This window comes from Amycolatopsis tolypomycina (assembly GCF_900105945.1).
In the GTDB taxonomy this organism is placed as follows: domain Bacteria; phylum Actinomycetota; class Actinomycetes; order Mycobacteriales; family Pseudonocardiaceae; genus Amycolatopsis; species Amycolatopsis tolypomycina.
In genome coordinates this window covers 6,034,000-6,056,496 of the sequence record NZ_FNSO01000004.1, presented here as the reverse complement: position 1 = coordinate 6,056,496, position 22,497 = coordinate 6,034,000, and the positions used below count along the sequence as shown (strand labels likewise).

Below are 22,497 nucleotides of genomic sequence, written 5' to 3'. Positions count from 1 at the left end.
GCCGCCGCGACCACCCGCAGGCCCGGGAATCCCCATTCCCGGGCCTGTACGGGCCCTCAGTACCCCATTCGGCCGCCGGTCCGCGTGAAAAGCCACCGCGGCCGAGTCGGGCGGCCGTCGGCCGGCTGGGGAGTCAGACCGCGACCGGGTGCCGCGCCGGGGCGTGGCGCAGGTCGGGCAGCGCGAGCAGGACCGGCGGGTCGAAGCCGTGCCGGGGCCGCAGCCGGACGTCGGCCAGGCTGGCGGCGACCCCCCGGTGCACGGTCACCGGCCCGGCGAGCCCGGTCATGGGCCGCAGCCCGCGGTCGTCGTTCGGGCAGCTGCCGAACGCGTGCGTGATGACGTACCACGAGCCCAGCGGCACGTCGGTCAGCGTGTACTGGCCGGCGCCCGGCAGGATGACGTGGCGCGCGGGCGCGCCCTCGGCGATCTTCGCCGGGAAGAGCCCGACGAACACGGGCCCGGTCTCCGCGCCCGGCGGCCGCCAGACGTGGCCGCGCACGGCGGCCTCGGACCCGGGCTGACCGGCGCGTTCGGCGATCCGTGGCGTGGTGCCGCGCAGCTGGCGGTACCCGGTCGGCGAGAAGCCGACGCTGCCGCTGAAGCGCGCGCTGAACGTGCCGACGCTGTTGTACCCGACCTGGTGGCTGATGTCGGCCACCGAGATGGTGGTGGTCGCGAGCAGCCGCTTCGCCTCCGCCAGCCGCAGGGCCGACAGGAACCGTCCGGGGGACAGTCCGGTCGCCCGCAGGAAGACGCGGGTGAAGTGGAACTTGCTGAACATCGCGGCCTGGGCCAGGTCGTCGATGGTGAGGCGCTCGCCCAGGTTGTCCCGCATGGTCATGATGGCGCGTGCCACGGCCTGACGCACGATTTCGTCCATGGTGGCCGTTCCTCCCGTCGCCGGTGCCTGCCGGACGCGTCCCCCTGCGGACGCGTTCGGCGCCGGAAAATTGGTATGGCAGAACTCTAGGTCGGAACCCGTCTACTTCTTAAGTGCTCTGTGCATCGTTCCGAATGGATTTCACCGGGCCCGGACATGCGTTTTGCATATGGGTGGGAATGCGTTTCGCACAGGGTTGCCCGAACGGGGTTGAAGCGAGTCGTGACCGGGCATGCATCGCTGTGACAGCGGCAGGATCAAGTAGCTCAGCGCGCCGGATCGAGTGCGCAGTGTGACGAAATCGGCCTCCCAGTGGCCCGATTTCGCCCCTTGATCCCCCGTTCGGCCCACGTCTGGGCACTACACGGAGTAGTCATAAAGCACAGTGCCCCGATGATGTGGGCACTGGTTCCCGAGCAATCGCCGGCGCACTATTTATGGCACGTGAAGCATTCTTCTTCGCCACTGGGAGCCTCAAATGTCTGCACAGTTTTCCGCCGACGTTCGCGCACTTTTCACCGACCTGGGGATCGAGGTCGAAAAGGTTGGCGCGGTCAAGTCCGACCTGGTGATCGACAGGTTCGATCGGCACGGCGGATCCGCGGCCGTTCGCGACTCGATCATCTGGACCCGCATCGACGTGCCGGTCGAGGCCGGGCTGGCCGCCTGACTGGTGTGGACCAGTATTGCCGCTGGTCCGGACCTTGGGAGCCGGTCACCGGAGCGCGCGGTGCGCCACGGTGGCCGGCTCTCTCGTGTGCTGTCCCTCCGCCGGAGATGCCGACCCGGAAAATTTCCCACCGGGATTGCAAACGGTGTTTTGCCTTACGTCCGGTAGTCGTCCGGACGCGTAAGGCCGTGTTCTCCATGAGTTTGCACCGCTGTCGGCGCACAATGTTTCCGGTAAGCCCCGAACGGCCCATCCGGGAGCTCGGTCGAAATGTTTAACTGTGCTTCTGGGGAGAACTGGAGAGTTCGTAAGGCGGAGGCGCCGCGTGATCAGAGTGCTCGTTGCCGAAGACATGCACATCGTCCGCGGGGCGCTGGTGGCGCTCCTGCGGCTGGAGCCCGACATCGAGGTCGTCGCCGAGGTGGCCTCCGGGCCGGAGATCCTGCCGGCGGCCCGGTCAGCGGCCGCCGATGTGGCGATCATCGACATCGACCTGCCGGGCAAGGACGGCCTCACCGCGGCCGGTGAGCTGCACGAGCAGCTGCCGGGGTGCCGCACGCTCATTTTGACCAGCCTGGGGCGTCCCGGGACGCTCAGGCGGGCGCTGGACGCCAAGGTGAGCGGCTTCCTGCTGAAGGACGCGCCCCCGGACAAGCTGGCCAACGCGGTCCGCGGGGTGGTGGCCGGCCGCCGGATGGTCGACGGCGACCTCGCGCTGGCGGCGTGGGACAGCGTGGACTGCCCGCTGACGGTCCGCGAGCTCGACGTGCTGAGGATGACCTCGCACGGGTACGGGACGGTCGAGGTGGCCGCCCGGTTGTTCCTGTCCGCGGGCACGGTGCGGAACTACCTCACGACGGTGGTGGCCAAGCTGGGCGCCCGCAACCGCGTGGACGCGATCCGGATCGCCCGGGAGTCCGGCTGGCTGTGAGGTCCGGCCGGCCGAGCGGTCCGGCGGTAGCCCTCCCGAGCAGGTCTTCGGGAGGGCAGTTCTCGCTGCCGGGACACCGGATCACCTGACGCGGCCGCTGCTGCGGTGCCGGTTGCTCTGCCCGCCCGCGGAATCCTGGCCCGGGGCCGCCGAGGTGTGCGGCTCGATGTGGCCGGCGTGGGTGGGGAGGTTGCTCGGGTCTGCTGGCTGATGTGATCGCTGCCGGTGGGGAGGCTGCTCGGGCTGGCCGATGTGGTCGCTGCCGGTGGGGAGCCTGCTCGGGCCTGCTGGCTGATGTGGCCGCTGCCGGTGGGGAGCCCGCTCGGGTCTGGTGGCCGATGTGGCCGCCGCCGGTGGGAGGTCGCCCCGGTCCGCCGCTCGACGTGCCCATCACCACTCGGGCCGCTCCGATACCGTTGCCGCGAGGCGATACCCGGGCCGATCGCCCGTGATCCTGCCGGCGGCTACCCGCGGGTGCCGCCGGCAGTGGTTTGGACCGGACGCCGCAAAGGTTCAGACCGGGACCACCGCGCGGAGCCGGAACCGGCCGTCGTCCACGACGCCTGCCGTCAGCTCGCCGCCCAGGTCCGAAACCCGGTGGGCGAGGTTGCCGATGCCGCTGCCCGAGTTGCCGCCGCCCGGGGGGCGGGAACCGTTGCCGTTGTCCGCGGGCTTCGCCGCGGGGCGGGCCGGGCCGTCGACCCCGTCGTTGACGATCTCGAGCGTCACGCCCTCGTCCGTGCGGCGCACGGCGATCTCGCACGTCTCCACGCGGCTGTGCCGGAGCACGTTCGTGACGCCTTCGCGCAGCACCACCGCCAGCACCGTGCGCACCGGCGCGGGCAGCTCGTCCTGCAGCATCTCCATCCGGACCCGCACGTCGGCCGCGGTCAGCACCGAGCGCGCCGACCGGGACTCGCTGTCCAGGGACAGCTCGCGGTAGCCGCTGGCGACCGAGCGGACGTCGGACAACGCCTGCCTGGTCAGGCCCAGGATCTCGAGCAGCTCTTCGGTGGCGCGGTTGCGGTCGAGCGGCAGTACCCGCGACGTGAGCTCGCTCTTCAGTGCGATGGCCGAAAGGCTCATGCCGAGCAGGTCGTGCAGGTCCCTGGCGAACCGCAGGCGTTCCTCGGCGACGGCCATCTCGGCGAGCCGTCGCCGGCTGTGGTCCAGCTCGGCGGCCAGCCGGACCAGCCAGAGCATGCCGAACACGATCAACCCGATCACGATCGTGCCGATGGAGAACTTGATCGCGTACAGCGTGCCCTGGCCCGCCTGCCCGGCGATGTACTGCAGCCACAGGTAGACGCCCGTGTTCGCGGCGAACAGCGTCCACCCCGCGGCCGGCGGCAGCACCAGCAGGCCGCAGCCCATGAGCAGGGACGGCATGCTCACCCAGTCGTGCTGCAGGGGCAGCACCGGGAGGTAGATCAGGCACGCCTGGACGAACAGCATCGCGATGCTCTGGCCCGAGCGCAGCCGCGTGGTGGGCCGGTTGAAGTAGGAGAACTGCAGCGTCAGCAGCGCCGCCGCCGACCCGGTGACCAGCGCGATGTGCCACGGGTTCGTCGTCAGCAGCAGCTCGTGCAGCACGGCGGCCAGGCCGAGCAGGCCGAAGGCGACCGGCAGGAGCACCCGGATCCGCCGCGACTCGGCACGGGCCTTCCGGTCTCCTTCGTCGGGCACGACGACCGGCTCCGGCTGGTTCGGCAGCGGGAGCTCGACGCGCAGGCGGAACCGCCCGTCGTCGCCGTGGCCCGTCGTCACCTCGCCGCCGAGCGCGGCCACTTCGCGGGGCAGCCTGCTGAGCAGGTCGGGTTCGTCCGGGAGGGCCTCGGGATCCACCCCGTCGTTGACGATCGCCAGGCTGACCCGGCCGCGGTCCTTGCGGACCTCGATTTCGCAGTGCTCGACGTCGCTGTGGCGCAGGACGTTCGTGACGCCCTCTCGCAGCACCTTCGCCAGCAGCGTGCGGGCCTGGACCGGCAGCTCGGCCTGGTCCAGGTGGACCCGCACCGCGATGTCGGACGCGGTGAGCAGCGACTGCGCGGTGCGGAACTCCTTCTCCAGCGAAAGCTCGCGGTAGCCGTGCGACACCGCGCGGACGTCGGCCAGGGTGCGCTGCGCGGTGGCGGTCATCTCGGCCAGCTCGGCCTTCGCCTGCTCGCTCGACTTCCGCAGCAGGCGGTGCACGAGTTCACCCTTGAGGGCGATGGCGGACAGGCTGATGCCGAGCAGGTCGTGCAGGTCCCTGGCGAAGGCCAGCCGCTGCTCGGCGACCGCGCGCTGGGCCAGTTCGGTGCGCGCCCGGTGCAGTTCGCGGATCATCCGGGCGAGCTGGGTGAGCAGCGTGAACGCGAGGCTGTAGAAGATCGCGCCACCCACCGTGTAGAACGCGATCAGCGGCGGGTCGTACAGCAGCTCGATCCAGAGCACCCCGCCGATGTTGAGGACGAACAGCGGCCAGGCGAACCGGGGTGGCAGCACCAGCAGCACGGTGCCGCCGAAGAACACCGGCATCGCGGCCCACATGGCGTCGAACGTCAGGACCGGCACGTACCCGAGGACGGCCAGGACGATCAGCAGCAGCCTGCTCGCCGTCGAGTCGAGCCGGACCGAGGGCCTGCTGTAGTGCAGGAGCTGGATGCCCAGCAGCACCCCGACCGCGGCGACCGCGTACACGGCTTCCAGTGGGGTGATCGGCAGGGGCAGCAGGTTGGCGAGCAGGGTGAACCCGAAGCTCGCGACGACCACGGTGATCATCGCCGCCGCCAGGTAGGCCGCGAGCTTCGGCCGGCGGTCCACGACACTCGTGCCGCGGGGCTCGGTGACGGGGTTCAAGGCACCGGTTCTGGTCGGTACGGCTCCCGGAGACATCGGCTGCAGTCCTCCGGCGGGTCGGTGGTGCCCGGAGCCAGCGGCTCGGTCCGGGCGGAACTCGGTGTGCATGCTCCGGTGGATCCTATCTCAAGACGGCCCCCCGTCGTTACGGCGAAGAGTGGCCGTGCGGCGGGGTTTCCGCCGCGGACGGCCCTACTGGTCCAATACTGGTTCAGTCCGAAAGTAGGTCGCCGGGGACGCCGACGAGGTCCAGGAAATCCAGGTACGGCACGGCAATCGACCCGAGGTGGCGCACGAACCGCCCGTCCAAGCGGAAAAAGCTCAAGCCGGGGGTGTCGGTCCCGGTGCGGCCGGTGCCGTCCAGGTGGCGGGTGGCCGGGAAGTCGGCACCGAACCCGTTGTCCACCGCGGAATAGCCAGGCAGGTCGCGGCCGAAGTGGCGCCCGTAAAGGACGAACTTCGAGTACGGTGTGTGAGAAACGACCACCAGGCGGGTGTCCGCGGCGTGCAGGACGGCGGCGACCTCGCCGGCGGGCGTGGTGGCGCCGGGCAGGCTCGCGTCCGGCATCCGGTGGTGCACGGCGAGCCGTCGGTGGCCGCCGAAGAGGCCGGCCAGTGTCACGCGGCCGGCCGGGCCGACGAACTCGTACGCCGAAGCCGCCACGGCGCGGGGCCGGAGTGGCTTGGGGCCGGTGAGGGTGGGATCGGGCAGCACCAGCTGGGTCATGATCGCCTCCTGGATGACAGCTCCTGTCGCACTCGCGGATTCTCCGCCGGAGGACGGGGTGCGGTCACCGGTTGCGGCGCGATCGCGGCAAGGTGGGAGACGCCGCCGGGCGCGCCGGAGGTCCGGGGCCTAGGCTCGCGCCATGGCGCGGTACTTCGATGTCCACCCGGACAACCCCCAACGGCGGGCCATCGGCCAGATCGCCGACCTCGTGCGGCAGGACGGCCTGATCGCCTATCCGACCGACTCGTGCTACGCGCTGGGGTGCCGGCTCGACAACCCGGACGGCCTCGACCGGATCCGCGCGATCCGGCGGCTCGACCGGCGTCACCACTTCACGCTCGTCTGCCAGGACTTCGCCCAGCTCGGGCAGTTCGTGCACGTGGACAACAGCGTGTTCCGCGCGATCAAGGCGGCGACGCCGGGCAGCTACACGTTCATCCTGCCCGCCACGAAGGAGGTGCCGCGGCGGCTGACCCACGAGAAGAAGAAGACGGTCGGCGTGCGCATCCCCGACCACGTCGTCACCCAGGCGCTGGTGGCGGAGCTGGGCGAGCCGCTGGTATCGAGCACGCTGCTGCTGCCGGACGTGGCCGAGCCGCTCACCCAGGGCTGGGAGATCAAGGAAGAGCTCGACCACGTCCTCGACGCGGTCGTTGACTCCGGCGAGTGCGGCGTCGAGCCGACCACGGTCGTCGACTTCTCCTCGGGGGAGGCCGAGGTGGTCCGCCGGGGCGCCGGGGACCCGGCGCGGTTCGAGTGACCGTCAGTCCACTTCGGACGTCCACAGCGGGTTCCGCCGCGACGGCAGCAGCCCGACCCAGCGGGCGGCTTCGTCCCCGGTGGCGGTGACCGCCAGGTCGGCGGCCGCGCGGCGGCCGGTGAAGAGCAGGCAGAAGTCGACGGCGGGGCCGGTGATCCGGTCCGGCGCGTCGGCCGGCCCGAACTCCCAGCGTTCGCCCGAGGGCGCGACGAGCTCGTAGCGGAACCGCCCGGCGGGCGGCTCGCCGTGCCCGGCGTAGACCTCGTCGCGGGTGCGGACGCCGTAGTAGGCCACGTGGCCGACGCTGTCGGTGCGGCGCAGGCCGGCCCCCAGCACGTCGGCGATGTCCTGGCCGCGGGCGAACAACGCGGTGAGCAGGGCGGCCGCGACGACCGACGGGCGCAGCGGGCCGCCGGGCCACGGGATGTCCTCCTCCGTGCTCGCCAGCAGTTCGGTGGCCTTGCGGTGCTCGGAGAGCCAGGCGACGACGGCGTCGCCGAGCATGCCGGCGTTGGTGACGCGGGGAGCGGAAGCGCTTTCTTCGCCTTCGACGCCGAGCACGACGCGGCGCGCGACGACGGTCAGCTCGGCCAGGTACCCGGTGATCGCCCGGGCGGCGGGCAGCATCACCCGCCCTTCGTGGTCGCGGATCAGGTCCGCGAGGGCGTCCGCCTCGGTGGCGAGGTCGGCGTGCACGTCTTGCATCGGGGAGTTTCCTTAGGGCAGGTGCGAGTGGTGAAGGATCGATGCTGCTCCTGCCACGAGGCCGGCGACCACTCACAGGTTGCGGTGCCGGATCGGCTATGTTCGCGGGGACCGAACGCGGGGAGGCGCGATGAAGTACCTGCTGGCGATGCACATGGATCCGGACGTCTGGGACGGCCTGTCCGAGGAGACCAAGGACGCGGTGATGACCGGCCACGGCGAGTTCATCCGCCGGATCCGCGAGTCCGGCGAGATGATCAGCACGCAGGCGCTCGACGCGCCGGCGAAGAGCGCGGTGGTCCGCGTCAAGGACGGCCAGCCGGCGGTCACCGACGGCCCGTTCGTCGAGTCGAAGGAGTTCCTCGCGGGCTTCTACCTCGTGGAGTGCGCCAGCCACGAGCGTGCGTGCGAGGTGGCCGCGATGATCCCGGACGCGGGGATCGAGGGGCTCGGCATCGAGGTCCGGCCGGTCGTGTTCTTCGCCGACGCCGAGACCGAAACGGAGTTCACCGGCGGGTGAGCGGGGACGTCGGCGAGCTGCTGCGCCCGCTCGTGCCGCGGGTGCTGGGCGTGCTCGTGCGCCGGTACGGGCAGTTCGACGCGTGCGAGGACGCCGTGCAGGAGGCGCTGGTCGCGGCGTCGGAGCAGTGGCGCGAAGGCGGCGTGCCGGACAACCCGCTCAGCTGGCTGGTCACGGTGGCCACGCGGCGGCTCACCGACCACTGGCGGAGTGAGAGCGCGCGGCGTCGCCGGGAGGAGACCGTCGCGGCCCGGGAGGTCCCGGACGCCGCCGTCGCCGTCCCGGACGAGGACGACACGCTGACGCTGCTGTTCCTGTGCTGCCACCCGGCGGTGTCCCCGCCGTCGCAGGTGGCGCTGACGTTGCGCGCGGTGGGCGGCCTGACGACGGCGCAGATCGCGAAGGCGTTCCTCGTCCCGGAGGCGACGATGACCCGCCGCATCACCCGCGCCAAGGAGAGCATCGCGGCGGCGGGCTCGACGTTCGGCGACCCCGAGGCGGCCGGCTACGCCGAGCGCCTGAGCGTCGTGCTGCAGGTGCTGTACCTGATCTTCAACGAGGGCTATACGGCGACGTCGGGCACGGACCTGCAGGTCCCGGAGCTGGCGCAGGAGGCGATCCGGCTGACGCGCGCGGTGCGGGCGTTGCGCCCGGAAGACGACGAAGTCGCAGGCCTGCTGGCCCTGATGTTGCTGACGGATGCCCGCCGCCCGGCCCGCACGGCCGAGGACGGCACGCTGGTGCCGCTGGACGCGCAGGACCGCACCCGCTGGGACCGCGCGATGATCGCGGAGGGCACGGAGCTGATCGGCCGGGTGCTGGGCCGCGCGCCCGTCGGCGTGTACCAGGTCCAGGCGGCGATCGCGGCCCTGCACGACGAGGCGCCGAGCGCGGAGACGACGGACTGGGTGCAGATCGCGCAGCTGTACGAGGTGCTGCAGGAGCTGGCGCCGAGCCCGGTGGTGACGCTGAACCAGGCGATCGCGGTGGCGATGGTGGACGGTCCCGGCCGCGGGCTCGAGCTGCTGGATTCGATCGCCGCGGACAGCCGGATGCAGCAGGGGCACCGGCTGGACGCGGTCCGGGCGCACCTGCTGGAGCGGGCGGGGGATGCGGTGGGGGCGCGGGAGTGCTACCTGCGCGCCGCCGGGCGGACGGGGAGTGTGCCCGAGCGCCGGTATCTGGAGGAGCAGGCCGCGCGGCTGGGCTGAGCCGGTGGGCTTGCCGTTGTCATGAACGAGTCGTTCATGACGTCCGACGCCATGAACGACTCGTTCATGACATGCGGAGGGGGCGAACCGGCGCGACCCGAGCCAGGTCCAGAAGCCGGGACGCGACGGAACGACCGCGGCCGGAGGAGCGAATCCCCGGCCGTGGCCGCCGCCTGGAACCGTCCTCAGTGGAGGGCGACGCCGTTCTTCGGCTCCGGAGCCGAGGTCAACCGGAACAGCCGCGTGAACAGGTCGAGGTCACGCAGGTCGCCCTCGATCGAGACCGAGCCGTCCTCCAGCGCCTGTGCCGGGGTCGAGTGCCCGCTGATCACGTCCAGCAACGCCGAGCCCTGGCTCGAGCGGATGATCAGGTCCGCGTCCGGGTAGCGGCCCTCCGAGACCTTCAGGTCCCCGTCGTCGATCATCGCGTGGAGGATCATCGTGTTGTGGTACTGGATCTCGAACGTGATCTGGACGCCGGCCGCCGCTTCGGCCTGGAAGGTCGTGAACAGCGAAAGGATCGCCGCGTCCAGGGTGAAGATGTCGTCCGGGCCAGGGTGGCTCAGGGAGCGGGCGCCCCACAGGCCGAGGTCGAGCAGGATCTGGTCCAGCTCGCTGCCGTACTGGGTGAGCTCGTAGACCAGGCCGGCGTCGAGGTCGGGGCGGACCCGGCGGCGGATCACGCCCGACTCCTCCATCTCGTTGAGCCGCGCCGAAAGGATGCTCGGCGGAATCTTGGGCAGGCCGGTCCGGAGCTCGTTGTAGCGCTTCGGGCCGAGCACCAGGTCGCGCACGATGAGCAGGGCCCAGCGCTCACCGACGAGTTCCATGGCGCGGGCCAGTCCGCAGTACTGTCCGTAGGTGCGGGTGCGTGCGGTCATTGATCCTCACTTCGTTCCGTGCGGGGTGGGTCGGTGGTGCGGTGGGTCAGAAGTGGTCGCCCTCCGAGATGAGGTCGTGGTGCAGCAGCTGCAGCTCGTCGCACGGCTCGACGCCGAGCTCCTCGCTGAGCCGCTTCCGGAGGTTGCGGTAGACGGCCATCGCGTCCGACCGGCGGCCGCTGCGACCCAGCGCCCGCATCAGCTGCCCGTGCAGCGCCTCGTCGAGGGGGTTGCCCGCGGTCAGCGAGCGCAGTTCCCCGATCAGCTCGCGGTGGTTGCCGCTGGTGATCTCGGCCTCGATGAGCATGTGCAGCGCGTTGCGCCGCTGTTCCAGCAGCTCCATCGTGTACGGGAGCAAGATTGGTCCACAGTGGACGTTCGCGAGCGGTGGCCCGGTCCACAGGTCGAGGGCGGCCCGGAACCGCGCGGCCGCCGCCGCGTGCTGGTCCTGGCGCAGCAGGTCCTGCGCCTCCTGCTGCAGCTGCCCGAACCGGTGGACGTCGACCTGGCTCGGGTCGATCCGGAACACGTAGCCGGGCGCCTTCGTGACGAGCAGCTCGTCGGCCCCGTCGCCGAGGCTGTGCTGCTCGAAGCAGCGCCGCAGGTGGTAGACGTAGGTGTGCAGCGTCGTCCGCACCGTCCGCGGCGGCCCGCTCGGCCACAGCTCCTGCGTGATCGAGTCGACGTGCACCATCTTGCCCGGGCGCATCACGAGCAGGGCCAGCAGTTGCAGCAGTTTCGGGGCCGTCGGCGTGTAGTCGACGCCGTCCCGCAACACCCCGAGCGTGCCGAGGACCGTGAACTGGACCACACTTTCGGGTGGTTGCACGGGCCGTTGAGTCACGCCGACCAGCCCGTCCGATAGCCTCTTCTCGGAGTACATGCCGCGCGCCTCCAGTGTTCTGCCGCGATGTCTCAGCTCCACGGACTTTCAGCTCCCCAGTTGGCCTCGCGACACCGAGCACAATCCGGCCGCGGGCTGTCCACTGTCGAATGTGACAGAGCCGGGCCACCCCAACCAGTGAGCGGTCCACCAGAGTCAAGATGCGTTTTCCCCGACGGACCCGTGCGTTCCGCACGTCCGGCGCGGGCCCGACCCACCCGTGGCCACCGGTCCGAGGCGGGCAAAGCCCAGGTCCCGCACGGCCTGGCAGGGCGGGAAAAGGGGAACCGCGCCCGCCGTGCCTCCTCGGACCGGCCTTTCTGCCAACCGGGCCCGGTGCGTCGCGCACGGCGCGGATGTGCGTTCCGCACAACGGAACCAGGACGGCCGCACGGTCGTCGCTCCGTTGCTGCGCCGGCCTCGCCCGGCCTTCGATCGGGCATCCACCGGCCCGCGAGGGGCGCCGTCTTACCTGGCGAGGAGGGAACTTGACGTCGGTAAGGAATTAGAGGTTGGACTGATGATCTTGCGATCGGTGGCATCCGGGGGCGCCGACGGCGAAGACCCGTCGGCGGGTGTGGAGCGGTACAGGCAGGTCCAGGCGCCGGAACAGGCCGTCCAGCCCGCCGTTCTGCGCGCGATCGAAATGATCCTGGAGCGGTACTTCGAGCCGATCACGTTGTCGGCGCTGGCGTCCGAGGTGTTCGTGAGCCCGTTCCACTTCTCACGCATCTTCGCCAAGGCGACCGGGGTGACGCCCGGGCGCTTCCTCACCGCGGTGAGGCTGTTCGAAGCCAAGCGGCTGCTGCTGACGACTTCCCTGACGGTGTCGGACATCGTCTGCAGCGTCGGCTACAGCAGCGTCGGCACGTTCACCAGCCGGTTCGCCCGCGCGGTCGGGATGACCCCGACCGAGTACCGCGAGCCGGAGGTCGGCGAGCTGCTCGTGGCGCACTCGGCCTACTTCCAGCGGCTGCCCGCGCTGCGGTCGCTGCGGGAGGCGGGCAGCACCTGCGCGTCCCTGCAGGGGGGCAACGAGCGGCTGGCCGTGCGGTTGCGGTTCCCGAACGGTGCCGCGCCCGCGAACGTGCTCGTCGGCGTGTTCGCCGACGCGGTGCCGCAGAGCGGGCCGGTGGCCTTCGGCGGGCTGGCCGACTCCGAGTCGGCCGGGCTGACCATCCACGGGGTGCCCGAGGGCACCTGGACGGTCATCGCGGTGGCCGACCACGGCGCGGGCCGCCGCCCCGCGGACGGGCCGGCGTTCACCATCGGCTCGGCGACCGCGACGGTGACGCCGTTCGAGCCGTCGGAGGTGGCGATCCGGCTGCGGCCGCCCGCCCTGACGGACCCGCCCATCGCGATCACCCTGGCCGCGCGGCAGACGCCGGGCAGCCAGCAGATGCTCGCCGCGTCGCGCGCACACCTGCGCGCGGTGGCCTGACCCGGCACCGGACGAAAAGGAACGAGTGATGGCGACTTTCTTCGGTGTCCTGCGCAAGCGCGCGCTGGCACCTTCCCTGGCGTCCGTGGGATTCGAGGAGCGCGGCTTCCCGGTGACCCCCACCGCGGCGACGGCCCGGCTGGAGGCGGTGCCGCAAGCCGTGGTGTGCGGGTTCGAGTGGGCGATCGAGGGCGCTTCCCTGTGGGAGCTGGAACGGCGGCTCGCGCTCGTCGAGCCCGAACAGCGCGGCTTCGCGTACGAAGGCGCGACGATGGGGTACACGATCCTCGACGCGATGCCGGGCGGCGGCCGCGACCGCACGAAGGCCCTGCTGGAAGGACCGGGGGAGCCGCACATCTTCCTCACCTACATCGGGATCGGGTTCGCGATGGCCCGGCTGCCGCGTCCACTGTGGAAGAACATCCTGCCGGAGCTCGACGGGGTGCACCACCACCCGATCATGAGCTGGCTGGCCGTCGACGGCTACGGGTTCGACCGGGCGTACTTCGACACCCGCCGGTGGGTCGACGAACAGGCCGAGCCGGCACCGTACCCCTGGGCGGGGCGCCCGGACTACTTCTCCCGTGCCTTCGACCAGGGCGTGGGCCGGGCGCTGTGGTTCATCAACGGCGGCGTGCCCGAGGCCGCCGCGGCCGCGGCCGACGCCTTCCCCGAAAGCCGCCGCCCCGACCTGTGGAGCGGGATCGGGCTGGCGGCCACCTTCGCCGGCGGCGCGGACCGGGCCGGGCTGGCGACGCTCCGGCGGCTCTCCGGACCGCACCACGCGGAACTGGCGCTGGGCGTGGTGTTCGCGATCAAGGCGCGCACCTACTCGACGTACGTGCCGGAGCACAGCGTCCTCGCGGCCGAGGTCCTCGCGGACCTCACGGTCGAGGCGGCCGAGGCACTCGCGGACCGCACCGAGGTGTCCTTCGTGGACGAGGGTCCGGAGCCGCCGTACGAGCTGTGGCGCGAGCGGATCCGCGCGGAGTTCCGTGCCGGCTCACAAGAGCGCGCGGCCTGAGGGACCAAGGTCACCGGCAACCGTGGAGTAGACCGCTGACCAGCGAATCTGTGACCGTGAAAGCGAACGAGCTTCACCTCATTCCCATCTACCCGTAAGGGGGAGAGTGCGTTGGGCAATGGTTGGCGCACGCTCAGGCGTCGAATACTGACTCCGGACGTTTCGGAGACCTCGCTGGAGAAGCGGGGCTTCCACCGCAAGAGCCCAGCCGCTCAGGAACGACTCGAGACGATCGGGGAGAAGTTCCTCCTCGGCTACGCGCACGCGGTCGAGGCGCGCTCGGTCGAGCAGGCCGAGGAGTGGCTCGAGGAGATCCCCACGCAGTTCCGCGGGTTCGCCTACGAAGGCGCGGGCATGGGCTACGGCGTCCTCGACGGGCTGCCGTTCGGCAAGAGCTCGAACACCGCCGAGTTCCTGGCCGGCCCCGGCGAGAAGCACGACTACATCATCTACGTCGGGGTCGGCTGGGCGATGTGCCGGCTGCCGCGGTTCGCGTGGCCGAAGGCGTCGGCGTTCGACCCGCTGCTGCGCTGGCTCGTGCTCGACGGCTACGGCTTCCACCAGGCGTACTTCAAGACCGAGAAGTACATCCGGAACCAGTACCAGGAGCCGGGGTTCTCCTGGCCGGACAAGCGCTACGACGGCTACGCGCTGCGGGCGATCGACCAGGGCATCGGCCGGGCGCTGTGGTTCATCTGCGGCACCGACGTCGACCTGGTGACCAAGACGATCGAGGAGTTCCCCGAGTCCCGCCACGGCGACCTGTACGCGGGGATCGGGCTGGCCTCGACCTACGCGTGCGGCGTCACCGCCGACGAGCTGGCGGAACTGGTCGACCGGGCCGGGATCCACCACGGGCCGCTGGCGCAGGGCAGCGCGTTCGCCGCCGAGTGCCGGGTGCGCTCGGGCCTGATGATCCCGGAGACCCAGATGGCGGCTCAGGCGATCTGCGGGATGTCCGCCGAACGCGCCGCGGCCATCACGCAGGAGGTGCGCCCGGCCGTCGTCGGCGGTGTCGACATCGACGGTGACGACGTCCCGGCCTTCGAAACCTGGCGGCAGCGGATCGCCGAAGAAGTGCTGACCCACGGAGGGAAGAACAAATGACCGCGACCTTGGGCTGGCTGCGCAAGCAGCTGGCGGGCATCGTGGCGCTGGCGCTGATCCTCGGCCTGTTCCTGGTCGCGCGGCTGCCCAGCGTCTCGGCCGCCGAGCAGGACACGATGGCGGACAAGTTCCACTTCACCCCGATGACGATCGCGCTGCCCGCGGCGACGAAGTCGCAGTCGATCCGGACGGTGAACAAGGAGTACGAGAAGATCGCGGCCTGGATCTCCTCGGTGGGTGCCGCGATCGCGATCAACGACATCAGCGGCAGCGGCAAGGCCAACGACATCTGCCTGGTCGACCCGCGCAGCGACCAGGTCGTGGTCACGCCGACGCCGGACTCGGGCCCGCGGTACGCGCCGTTCGCGCTCGACCCCGCGCCGGCCCTGCCGACGTGGGACTACATGGCCCCGATGGGCTGCGTCCCCGGTGACTACAACGAGGACGGCCGCACGGACATCCTGGCCTACTACTGGGGCCGCACGCCGGTGCTGTTCCTGCAGAAGGCCACCGCGACCCGGTTCGACGCCTCGGCGTTCCAGCCGGTCGAGCTGGTGCCGGGCAACCACCGCGGCGCGGACGGCAAGTACAACGGTCCACTGTGGAACACCGACTCGGTGACCATCGGCGACTTCGACGGCGACGGCCACGTCGACATCTTCGTCGGGAACTACTTCCCGGACAGCCGGGTCCTCGACCCGAACGCCGACGGCGGGATCACCCTCAACCAGTCGATGTCGCACGCGGTGAACTCCGGCGAGAAGTACATCTTCCGCTGGACCGGGGCGACCGCCGGGGCGAACCCGGCCGCGCAGTACGTCGACGCGTCGCAGGGCATCCCGGAGACCGCCCGCTTCGGCTGGACGCTGGCCTCCAGCGCCACCGACATCGACGGGGACAACCTGCCGGAGCTCTACATCGCCAACGACTTCGGCCACGACCACCTGCTGTACAACAAGTCCACGCCGGGCAAGATCGAGCTCGCCGAGGTCACCGGCGTCCGCGGGATCGACGACCCGAAGTCGAAGGTGCTGGGCCACGACTCCTTCAAGGGGATGGGCGTCGACTTCGGCGACCTGAACCACGACGGCCTCTACGACCTGTTCGTCAGCAACATCACGACCTCGTGGGGTATCGAAGAGTCGAACTTCCAGTTCATGAACGAGGCGAAGAACAACCTCGACCTGACCCAGCAGCTCAAGGACGGTGTCGCGCCGTTCCACGACGACAGCGCCGAGCACGGTACGGCGTGGTCCGGCTGGGGCTGGGACGTCAAGATCCAGGACTTCAACAACAGCGGCGACAACCAGATCGCGCAGGCGACCGGGTTCGTCAAGGGTGCGGTCAACCGCTGGCCGAACCTGCAGGAGATCGCCACGGCCCACGACGGCCTGCTGTCGAACCCCTACTGGTGGCCGAACGCCCAGGCCGGTGACGACATCGGTGGCGACCAGACGCTGCACTTCTTCGTCAAGAGCTCCGACGGCCGGTACACCGACCTCGCGCCGCAGCTGGGCCTGGCCGTCCCGGTGCCGACCCGCGGCATCGGCGTCGGCGACACCAACGGCGACGGCCTGCCCGAGTTCGCGGTGGCGCGGCAGTGGGAAGCGCCGATCTTCTACCACAACGACAGCCCGAACCCCGGCAAGTACCTGCAGCTGAAGCTGACCACGGACGCCCCGGTGGCGGCCGGCCCGCTGCCCGCGGCCGGTTCGCCCGCGATCGGCGCCCAGGCCACCGTGACGACCGCGGACGGCAAGAAGTTCCTCGGCCGGGTCGACGGCAGCAGCGGGGAGGCAGGCCGGCGCAGCTTCGACGTCCAGATCGGTCTCGGCCACGACGTCCAGGGCCCGCTCGACGTGCGCCTGCAGTGGCGTGACCGGACCGGGCAGCTCCGGACGGAGAACCTGAAGCTCGAACCCGGCTGCCACATGTACCAGCTCGGCACCACGGCGAAGGAAGCGATGTGACATGACCACCCCGACTCTGACCAAGGTGGACACCGCGCCACCGAAGCGGACCAACAAGGTCATCACCGCGCTGCGGCGCTTCGCGATCTCGATCACGATCTTCAACATCATCGGCTACACGTTCCTCGGGTTCGAGCAGCCGTGGCTGTACCCGTTCGTCGCGCTGGCGACCGCGTACACCACGGAGATCCTGCTCGAGATCATCAACTCCAAGGTGACCAAGCGCGGCGTCCGGTTCAAGGGCGCCGGGTTCAAGGGCCTGGTGGAGTTCCTGCTGCCGGCCCACATCACCGGTCTCGCCCTGAACATGCTGACCTACGTCAACGACCAGATCCTCGTGATGATCTTCGGCGTGGTCGTGGCGGTCGGGGCGAAGTGGGTGCTGCAGGCCCCGGTGTACGGCCGGATGCGGCACTACATGAACCCGTCGAACTTCGGCATCACGATCATCCTGCTGGTGTTCCCGTGGGCGAGCATCGCCCCGCCGTACCACTTCACCGAGCAGATCCCCACCTGGGGCGGCTGGCTGATCGTCGCGATCATCCTCGTGTCGGGCACGGTGCTCAACGCGCTGCTGACCAACCGGATGTGGCTGATCGCGGGCTGGCTGAGCTTCTTCGTCATCCAGGCCTTCGTCCGCGGCTGGCTCTTCGGCACGTCCATCCCGGGCGCGCTGGCGATGGGCACCGGCGTCGCGTTCGTGCTCTACACGAACTACATGGTCACCGACCCTGGCACGTCGCCGTCGAAGCCGGCCTCGCAGTTCCTCTTCGGTTCCGGGGTGGCGCTCGCCTACGGCTTCTTCACCGCCGTGCACGTGGCCTACGGCCTGTTCCTGGCCACTGCGACGATCTGCCTGATCCGCGGCATGTTCCTGTGGGGCCTGCACTTCTCGAACAAGGCGCGGGTCAAGTTCGAGGCCGACCAGGCCGCGCAGAAGGCGAAGCTCGAGCTCGCGCCGCCCGCACCCGAGGCGGCGGACGAGAAGCCGGGAGCCGTCGCGGCATGACCGGCTCGCAGCAGGAAGCCCGGGCAGCGCGCACCGCGCCGCCCGGGCCGCCGCGCCGGGCGACCATCCGGTTGCTGAAGCAGCTCTTCACCGACCGGCTCGCGCTCATGGGCGACAACGCCGAGACCTACGGCGACGTCGTCCGCATCGCCATCGGCCCGAAGGCGATGTACCTCGTCAACCACCCCGACCTGGCCAAGCACGTCCTCGCGGACAACGCGGCGAACTACCACAAGGGCATCGGCCTGCAGGAGGCCCGCCGGGCCCTCGGCGACGGCCTGCTCACCAGCGACGGCGAGACCTGGAAGAAGCAGCGCCGGACGATCCAGCCGGTGTTCCAGCCCAAGCGGATCTCGCGCCAGGCCGCGGTCGTCGCGGCCGAAGTGGACGCGTTGATCCAGCGGCTCGCCGCGCACGACGGGCCGGTCGAGATCCTGCACGAGATGACCGGGCTGACCCTCGGCGTGCTCGGCAAGACGCTGCTGGACGCCGAGCTCGGCGGCTACGAGACGCTGGGCCACTCGTTCGAGGCCGTGCAGGACCAGGCCATGTTCGAGGCGGTCACGCTGAGCATGGTCCCGCAGTGGGTGCCGCTGAAGAAGCAGCTGGAGTTCCGGACCGCGCGCGACGACCTGCGCCGGATCGCCGACGAGCTCGTCGAGCAGCGGCTGGCGGACCCGGTGGAGAACGGCGAGGACGTGCTGTCCCGGCTGATCGCCTCGGGGTCCGAGGACGGTGCTTCGCGCGAGCGCATGCGGGACGAGCTGATCACCCTGCTGCTGGCCGGGCACGAGACGACGGCGAGCACGCTCGGCTGGGCGTTCCACCTGATCGACGAGCACCCCGAGGTCGGCGAGCGGCTGCACGCCGAGGCCGCCCGAGTGCTCGGCGACCGGCTGCCCGAGCACGAGGACCTGCGGCGGCTCACCTACACGGTGGCCGTCGTCGAGGAGGTCATGCGGCTGTACCCGCCGGTGTGGCTGCTGCCGCGGATCGCCCAGGCCGACGACGAGATCGGCGGGTACCACGTGCCGGCCGGCTCCGACGTCGTCGTGGTGCCCTACACGCTGCACCGGCACCCCGAGTTCTGGACCGACCCGGAGCGCTTCGACCCCGGCCGGTTCGATCCGGAGAACCCGGCCGGGCGGCCGCCGCGGTACGCCTACATCCCGTTCGGCGCCGGGCCGAGGTTCTGCATCGGCAACAGCCTCGGCGTGATGGAGGCGGTGTTCGTGCTGGCCATGGCCGCGCGGGACCTGCAGCTGCGGAAGGTGCCCGGCAAGGTCGTCGACCCCGAGGCGATGCTGTCGCTGCGGGTGCGCGGCGGGCTGCCGATGACCGTGCACCGCCGGGAACGGACGCGGCGGGCCGAAGCCGCCTGACGTCTACTGTGGACAATCGACGAGGAGGTAGGGCGGTGCAATCCGAGGCCACCGAAGAAGAACGCGTCAACAACATGACCCTCGAGGCCTACGCGGACACGATCGTGCCCGGCGAGAAGCGGCACGAGGACGACCGGGCGATCGCCGGGGCCGCGCCCGGGCCGGGTTCGGTGGCGGCGGGCGCGCTCGAGCTGCTGAACTTCGACGCGACCGGCGTCACCGTCGGCCTGCCCTACCTCGCGCAGTCGCTCAACGACCACGCGAAGTCCTACGCGGGCGAGGTGGAGCTGGCGCTCGACCACGACGTCCCGCCGTTCGTCGCGCTGCCGTACGAGCACCGCCGCGAGCTGGTGCGGCGGCTGACCGCGCCCGGCCACCCCGAGAAGGACGGCTGGGTCAGCCTGGCCCTGTTCTGCAACATGGCCTTCGACAGCGCCGCGCACAAGCACACCGCCGACGCCATCCGCGAAGGGCACCCCGGCCTGCTGGCGCTCGGGTACAAAGCCCCGGACGCCGACGGGTTCTGGCGGTTCCCGAAGTACGGCTACGGCCGCAAGCTGGCCGAACTCCACCCGGACACGACCCCATCGGGGAGCCCCGCATGAACGCGATCGACAAGACCGACGTCGTCATCGTCGGCAGCGGCTTCGGCGGGTCCATCCCCGCCTACCACCTCGCCGCGGGCGGGGCCAAGGTCACCGTGCTGGAGCGCGGCCCCTGGCTGGCCGCGGCCGACTTCGAGCACGACTACCTGCTCGGCTCGTCCTACACCCGGGCGTTCGACTTCGTCGTCGGCGACGGGATGAGCGTGCTCGGCGGCAACTGCGTCGGCGGCGGCAGCGTGGTGTACTTCGCCGCGATGCCGCGGGCGCCGAAGTTCGTCTTCGAGCGCCACGGCAGCATCGGGCGGCGGATGTGGCCCTCGGTCATCACGCGTGACTCGCTCGAGCCGTGGTACGACCGCGTCGACGAGTCGATCCCGGTGTCCAAACAGGACTGGAGTGACGTCTCCTACGCCGGCGGGCTGTGGGCCGCGGCCTGCAACCACTCGGGGCGCACGGCCAACCCGGCGCCGGTCGCGGTCGACAACGACACCTGCGTCAACTGCAACTTCATGATGGCGGGCTGCAAGTTCGACGCCAAGCGCTCGATGCTGACGAACTACCTGCCCGCGGCGCTTTCGCACGGTGCGGAGATCCGCCCGCTGCACGAGGTCCAGCGCCTGGAGCGGACCGAGGACGGCGGCTACCGCGTTTACTTCGACCTGATCGACGAAGAGGACTACCGGATCCACACCGGCAGCGGCGTGATCGAGGCGAAGATCGTCATCATCGCCGCCGGCGCGGGCGCGACGCCGGTGATCCTGCAGCGCTCGGAGGCCGCGCTCGGCACCATGCCGCACGGCGTCGGCCGGTACTTCTCCGGCAACGGCGAGCGGCTCAACACCGCGATCATCGACGAGGACCGCGTCCGCGAGGTGCTCGGGCTGTCCCGTGAGGACGGCCCGGTCTACTCCGCGAACCACATCGGCAAGGGCCCGACCGTCGCGAACTGGGACAAGCTCGACGGGTCGCTGCCGGAGTACGAGCGGTACTCGCTGGAGCAGCTGTACTTCCCGCCGGGCCTGGGCACCATCCTCGCCCAGGTGCCCGGCGGGCAGGAGCCGCGCTGGTTCGGGGCGGAGAAGAAGGAGATCCTCAAGCAGTGGGCCAACTGGCTCACGATCTTCCTGATGACCGAGGACGACAACGAAGGCGTCTTCGGCACGCCGCCGCCCACCGGCAACGCCTACCGGATCTCCCAGCAGATGCTCGGCCGCGGGCCGCTGCGCTACGACCCGACGCCGAACACCCGGCGCGGCTGGGCGCTGGCCGACGCCGACTGCAAGGAGATCATCGAGAAGGACGGCATCGGCAAGGTCGCGCCGTGGACCAACGACGTCGTCGGCGCGTACACCGTGCACCCGCTGGCGTCGTGCCGGATCGGGGACGACGCGGCGACGTCGGCGCTGTACCCGAACCACGAGCTGCGCAACCACCCGGGCATCTTCGTCACCGACAGCGCGTCGGTGCCGGGTGCGCTCACCGTGAACCCGGCGATGACCATCGCCGCGCTCGCCGAGCGTTCGGTGCCGAGCATCGTCCGGGCCGCGCAGGCCCGCGGCATCGACGTCAAGTACGGCGCCCCGGCGCCCGACGGGTCGATCACCGGCCGCCGGGCGGTGTCCAAGCTGGACCTCGTCGCCGGCAACTGATGCACGGCCACTTCGAACTCGCGCTCCTGGGCACCTGGGAGCGCGAGTTCGCCGTCGGAGGAGGTTCCATGGCACCGGGACTGGTGCGGTTCGCCCTGCGGCGGGCCGTGCAGGACGTCAAGCACGTCGAAGCCGTGCGGCCGCGGCGGGCGAAGGGCCAGGTCCGCGCGGTCTACCGGCAGCTCGAGCGGGACTTCGGGATGCTGGCGCCGCCCATCGCGCTGCACTCGCCGTCCCCGCCGGTGCTGGCCGCCGCGTGGCTCGTGCTGCGCGAATCGCTGGTCGCGGCGGGCGTCTCGAGCCGCGCGGACCGGGAAGTCGTCGCGGCCGCCGTCTCGGCCGCCAACGCCTGCCCGTACTGCGTCGAGGTGCACGCGATGGCGGTCGGCGCACTGGGCGACCCGGGCACCGCGGCCGCGCTCGAAGCGGGCACGCCGGGGGAGATCGCCGATCCCGACGCCCGCGAGCTGGCCGGGTGGGCGCGCGGCGCGGGCCCGCTCCCACCCGGGGTGCCGGCCGAGGCGGCCGCCGAGTTCACGGCCGTGGCCACGGCCTTCCACTACCTGAACCGGATGGTCGCCGTCTTCCTCGGCGACTCGCCGCTGCCCGACCGGGTGCCCGCGTCCGCGCGCGGCAAGGCGAAAGCGGTACTCGGCCACTTCCTGCGGCCCGGCCAGGCCCCACCGGCCGGCCGGGCGCTGGAGCTGCTGCCCGCCACCGGCGTCGACGGCCCGGACTGGGCCCCGCCGGGCAGCACGCTGGCCGACGCCTTCGCCCGGGCCGGGGTGGCCGTCGAAGCCGCCGGAGAGCGCGTGCTGCCGCCGCGGGTGCGCGAGCTCGTGCGGCGCGAGCTGAAGGCGTGGGACGGCCGCCCGCCCGGGCTGGGCCGCTCCTGGGCCGACGCGCCGCTCGCCGAACTGCCGGCGGCGGAGCGCCCGGCCGCGCGGCTGGCCCTGCTCGTGGCCAAGGCCGCGTACCAGGTCGACGACGAGGTCGTCGTGGCCGCCCGCCGGGACCGCGCCGACGACCGGGGCCTGATCGAGCTCGTCTCGTGGGCGGCTCACGCCGCCGCCGAGGAGCTCGGCAGCCGCCTTTCCCTGCGCCCACGAGGAGAAGACGTGTCACGCGGGCGCGGGTGATGATTCGGAAAGGAGCTGATCGACCGGCAGGCCGGACCGCAGCACCGGGACACAGCCGATTGCGCCCGGGACGCCCGCGACCTGCCCCGCCGGATCCCCTCGATCGCTCCCCGGCGGCCGCCGCACCGTGGCCCACTCACCCCCGCCACGAGCTCG

Annotated in this window: 20 protein-coding genes; 14 read left to right on the top strand and 6 right to left on the bottom strand. The window is 71.2% G+C overall.

The annotated features are described in order from the left end of the window. Nucleotides 1–133: 133 nt before the first annotated feature. Complete coding sequence (locus tag BLW76_RS37335) at nucleotides 134–883, bottom strand: helix-turn-helix domain-containing protein (protein ID WP_091316488.1); 750 nt, start codon at nucleotides 881–883, stop codon at nucleotides 134–136. 478 nt (nucleotides 884–1,361) lie between these two features. Here BLW76_RS37335 and BLW76_RS37330 point away from each other — a divergent pair, with 478 nt between their 5' ends. Continuing rightward, nucleotides 1,362–1,553 carry a hypothetical protein gene (locus BLW76_RS37330; protein ID WP_091316486.1) on the top strand — a complete coding sequence of 64 codons (192 nt, stop codon included), beginning with the start codon at nucleotides 1,362–1,364 and terminating at the stop codon, nucleotides 1,551–1,553. Nucleotides 1,554–1,878: 325 nt separating this feature from the next. Continuing rightward, complete coding sequence (locus BLW76_RS37325; RefSeq protein WP_091316485.1) at nucleotides 1,879–2,484, top strand: response regulator transcription factor; 606 nt, start codon at nucleotides 1,879–1,881, stop codon at nucleotides 2,482–2,484. A 513-nt stretch (nucleotides 2,485–2,997) separates the two neighbouring features. Here the strand turns inward: BLW76_RS37325 and BLW76_RS37320 are convergent. Further along, nucleotides 2,998–5,325 (bottom strand): sensor histidine kinase, encoded by a 2,328-nt coding sequence (locus tag BLW76_RS37320; protein WP_341866534.1) that lies wholly within the window; start codon nucleotides 5,323–5,325, stop codon nucleotides 2,998–3,000. A 211-nt stretch (nucleotides 5,326–5,536) separates the two neighbouring features. Then, entirely contained in the window at nucleotides 5,537–6,052 is a 516-nt protein-coding gene (locus BLW76_RS37315) for a DUF899 family protein (RefSeq protein ID WP_091316482.1), read from the bottom strand. 142 nt (nucleotides 6,053–6,194) lie between these two features. Here BLW76_RS37315 and BLW76_RS37310 point away from each other — a divergent pair, with 142 nt between their 5' ends. Continuing rightward, nucleotides 6,195–6,815, top strand: coding sequence for an L-threonylcarbamoyladenylate synthase (locus BLW76_RS37310; protein ID WP_091316480.1), 621 nt, complete (start codon nucleotides 6,195–6,197; stop codon nucleotides 6,813–6,815). A gap of 3 nt (nucleotides 6,816–6,818) precedes the next feature. Here BLW76_RS37310 and BLW76_RS37305 read toward each other — a convergent pair whose 3' ends face one another. After that, nucleotides 6,819–7,520: a maleylpyruvate isomerase family mycothiol-dependent enzyme gene (locus tag BLW76_RS37305; protein ID WP_091316478.1), complete on the bottom strand. Its 702-nt coding sequence runs from the start codon at nucleotides 7,518–7,520 to the stop codon at nucleotides 6,819–6,821. Nucleotides 7,521–7,650: 130 nt separating this feature from the next. On the opposite strand from BLW76_RS37305, the gene BLW76_RS37300 reads away from it, so the two are divergent. Next, nucleotides 7,651–8,040: a YciI family protein gene (locus BLW76_RS37300; RefSeq protein ID WP_091316477.1), complete on the top strand. Its 390-nt coding sequence runs from the start codon at nucleotides 7,651–7,653 to the stop codon at nucleotides 8,038–8,040. After that, the gene (locus BLW76_RS37295; protein WP_091316475.1) at nucleotides 8,037–9,251 is read left to right on the top strand and encodes an RNA polymerase sigma factor; all 1,215 of its coding nucleotides are present in this window, start codon (nucleotides 8,037–8,039) and stop codon (nucleotides 9,249–9,251) included. Before BLW76_RS37300 ends, BLW76_RS37295 begins: the two co-directional genes overlap by 4 nt. 185 nt (nucleotides 9,252–9,436) lie before the next feature. On the opposite strand, the gene BLW76_RS37290 is transcribed toward BLW76_RS37295, so the two are convergent. Both BLW76_RS37290 and BLW76_RS37285 read right to left on the bottom strand, forming a co-directional pair. Further along, nucleotides 9,437–10,132 carry a winged helix-turn-helix transcriptional regulator gene (locus BLW76_RS37290; protein ID WP_167384866.1) on the bottom strand — a complete coding sequence of 232 codons (696 nt, stop codon included), beginning with the start codon at nucleotides 10,130–10,132 and terminating at the stop codon, nucleotides 9,437–9,439. Between the two features lie 46 nt (nucleotides 10,133–10,178). Beyond that, nucleotides 10,179–11,015 (bottom strand): AfsR/SARP family transcriptional regulator, encoded by an 837-nt coding sequence (locus BLW76_RS37285; protein WP_091316473.1) that lies wholly within the window; start codon nucleotides 11,013–11,015, stop codon nucleotides 10,179–10,181. A gap of 520 nt (nucleotides 11,016–11,535) precedes the next feature. Here BLW76_RS37285 and BLW76_RS37280 point away from each other — a divergent pair. The 9 genes from BLW76_RS37280 (at nucleotide 11,536) to BLW76_RS37240 (ending at nucleotide 22,341) form a co-directional block, all read left to right on the top strand. Further along, nucleotides 11,536–12,456, top strand: coding sequence for a helix-turn-helix transcriptional regulator (locus BLW76_RS37280; protein ID WP_091316472.1), 921 nt, complete (start codon nucleotides 11,536–11,538; stop codon nucleotides 12,454–12,456). 28 nt (nucleotides 12,457–12,484) lie between these two features. Further along, nucleotides 12,485–13,480: a DUF1702 family protein gene (locus BLW76_RS37275; RefSeq protein ID WP_091316470.1), complete on the top strand. Its 996-nt coding sequence runs from the start codon at nucleotides 12,485–12,487 to the stop codon at nucleotides 13,478–13,480. Nucleotides 13,481–13,591: 111 nt separating this feature from the next. Next, nucleotides 13,592–14,587 carry a DUF1702 family protein gene (locus tag BLW76_RS37270; protein WP_091316469.1) on the top strand — a complete coding sequence of 332 codons (996 nt, stop codon included), beginning with the start codon at nucleotides 13,592–13,594 and terminating at the stop codon, nucleotides 14,585–14,587. Then, nucleotides 14,584–16,557 carry an FG-GAP repeat domain-containing protein gene (locus BLW76_RS37265; RefSeq protein ID WP_091316467.1) on the top strand — a complete coding sequence of 658 codons (1,974 nt, stop codon included), beginning with the start codon at nucleotides 14,584–14,586 and terminating at the stop codon, nucleotides 16,555–16,557. Before BLW76_RS37270 ends, BLW76_RS37265 begins: the two co-directional genes overlap by 4 nt. 1 nt (nucleotide 16,558) lies before the next feature. Then, nucleotides 16,559–17,566: an enediyne biosynthesis protein gene (locus tag BLW76_RS37260; protein WP_091316465.1), complete on the top strand. Its 1,008-nt coding sequence runs from the start codon at nucleotides 16,559–16,561 to the stop codon at nucleotides 17,564–17,566. Beyond that, the gene (locus BLW76_RS37255; RefSeq protein WP_091316464.1) at nucleotides 17,563–18,948 is read left to right on the top strand and encodes a cytochrome P450; all 1,386 of its coding nucleotides are present in this window, start codon (nucleotides 17,563–17,565) and stop codon (nucleotides 18,946–18,948) included. Before BLW76_RS37260 ends, BLW76_RS37255 begins: the two co-directional genes overlap by 4 nt. A gap of 35 nt (nucleotides 18,949–18,983) precedes the next feature. After that, nucleotides 18,984–19,553 (top strand): DUF5987 family protein, encoded by a 570-nt coding sequence (locus BLW76_RS37250; RefSeq protein ID WP_091316461.1) that lies wholly within the window; start codon nucleotides 18,984–18,986, stop codon nucleotides 19,551–19,553. Further along, nucleotides 19,550–21,202: a GMC family oxidoreductase N-terminal domain-containing protein gene (locus BLW76_RS37245; protein ID WP_091316460.1), complete on the top strand. Its 1,653-nt coding sequence runs from the start codon at nucleotides 19,550–19,552 to the stop codon at nucleotides 21,200–21,202. The genes BLW76_RS37250 and BLW76_RS37245 overlap by 4 nt, the downstream gene beginning before the upstream one ends. A 68-nt stretch (nucleotides 21,203–21,270) precedes the next feature. After that, complete coding sequence (locus tag BLW76_RS37240; protein ID WP_091320364.1) at nucleotides 21,271–22,341, top strand: carboxymuconolactone decarboxylase family protein; 1,071 nt, start codon at nucleotides 21,271–21,273, stop codon at nucleotides 22,339–22,341. Nucleotides 22,342–22,497 lie beyond the last annotated feature (156 nt).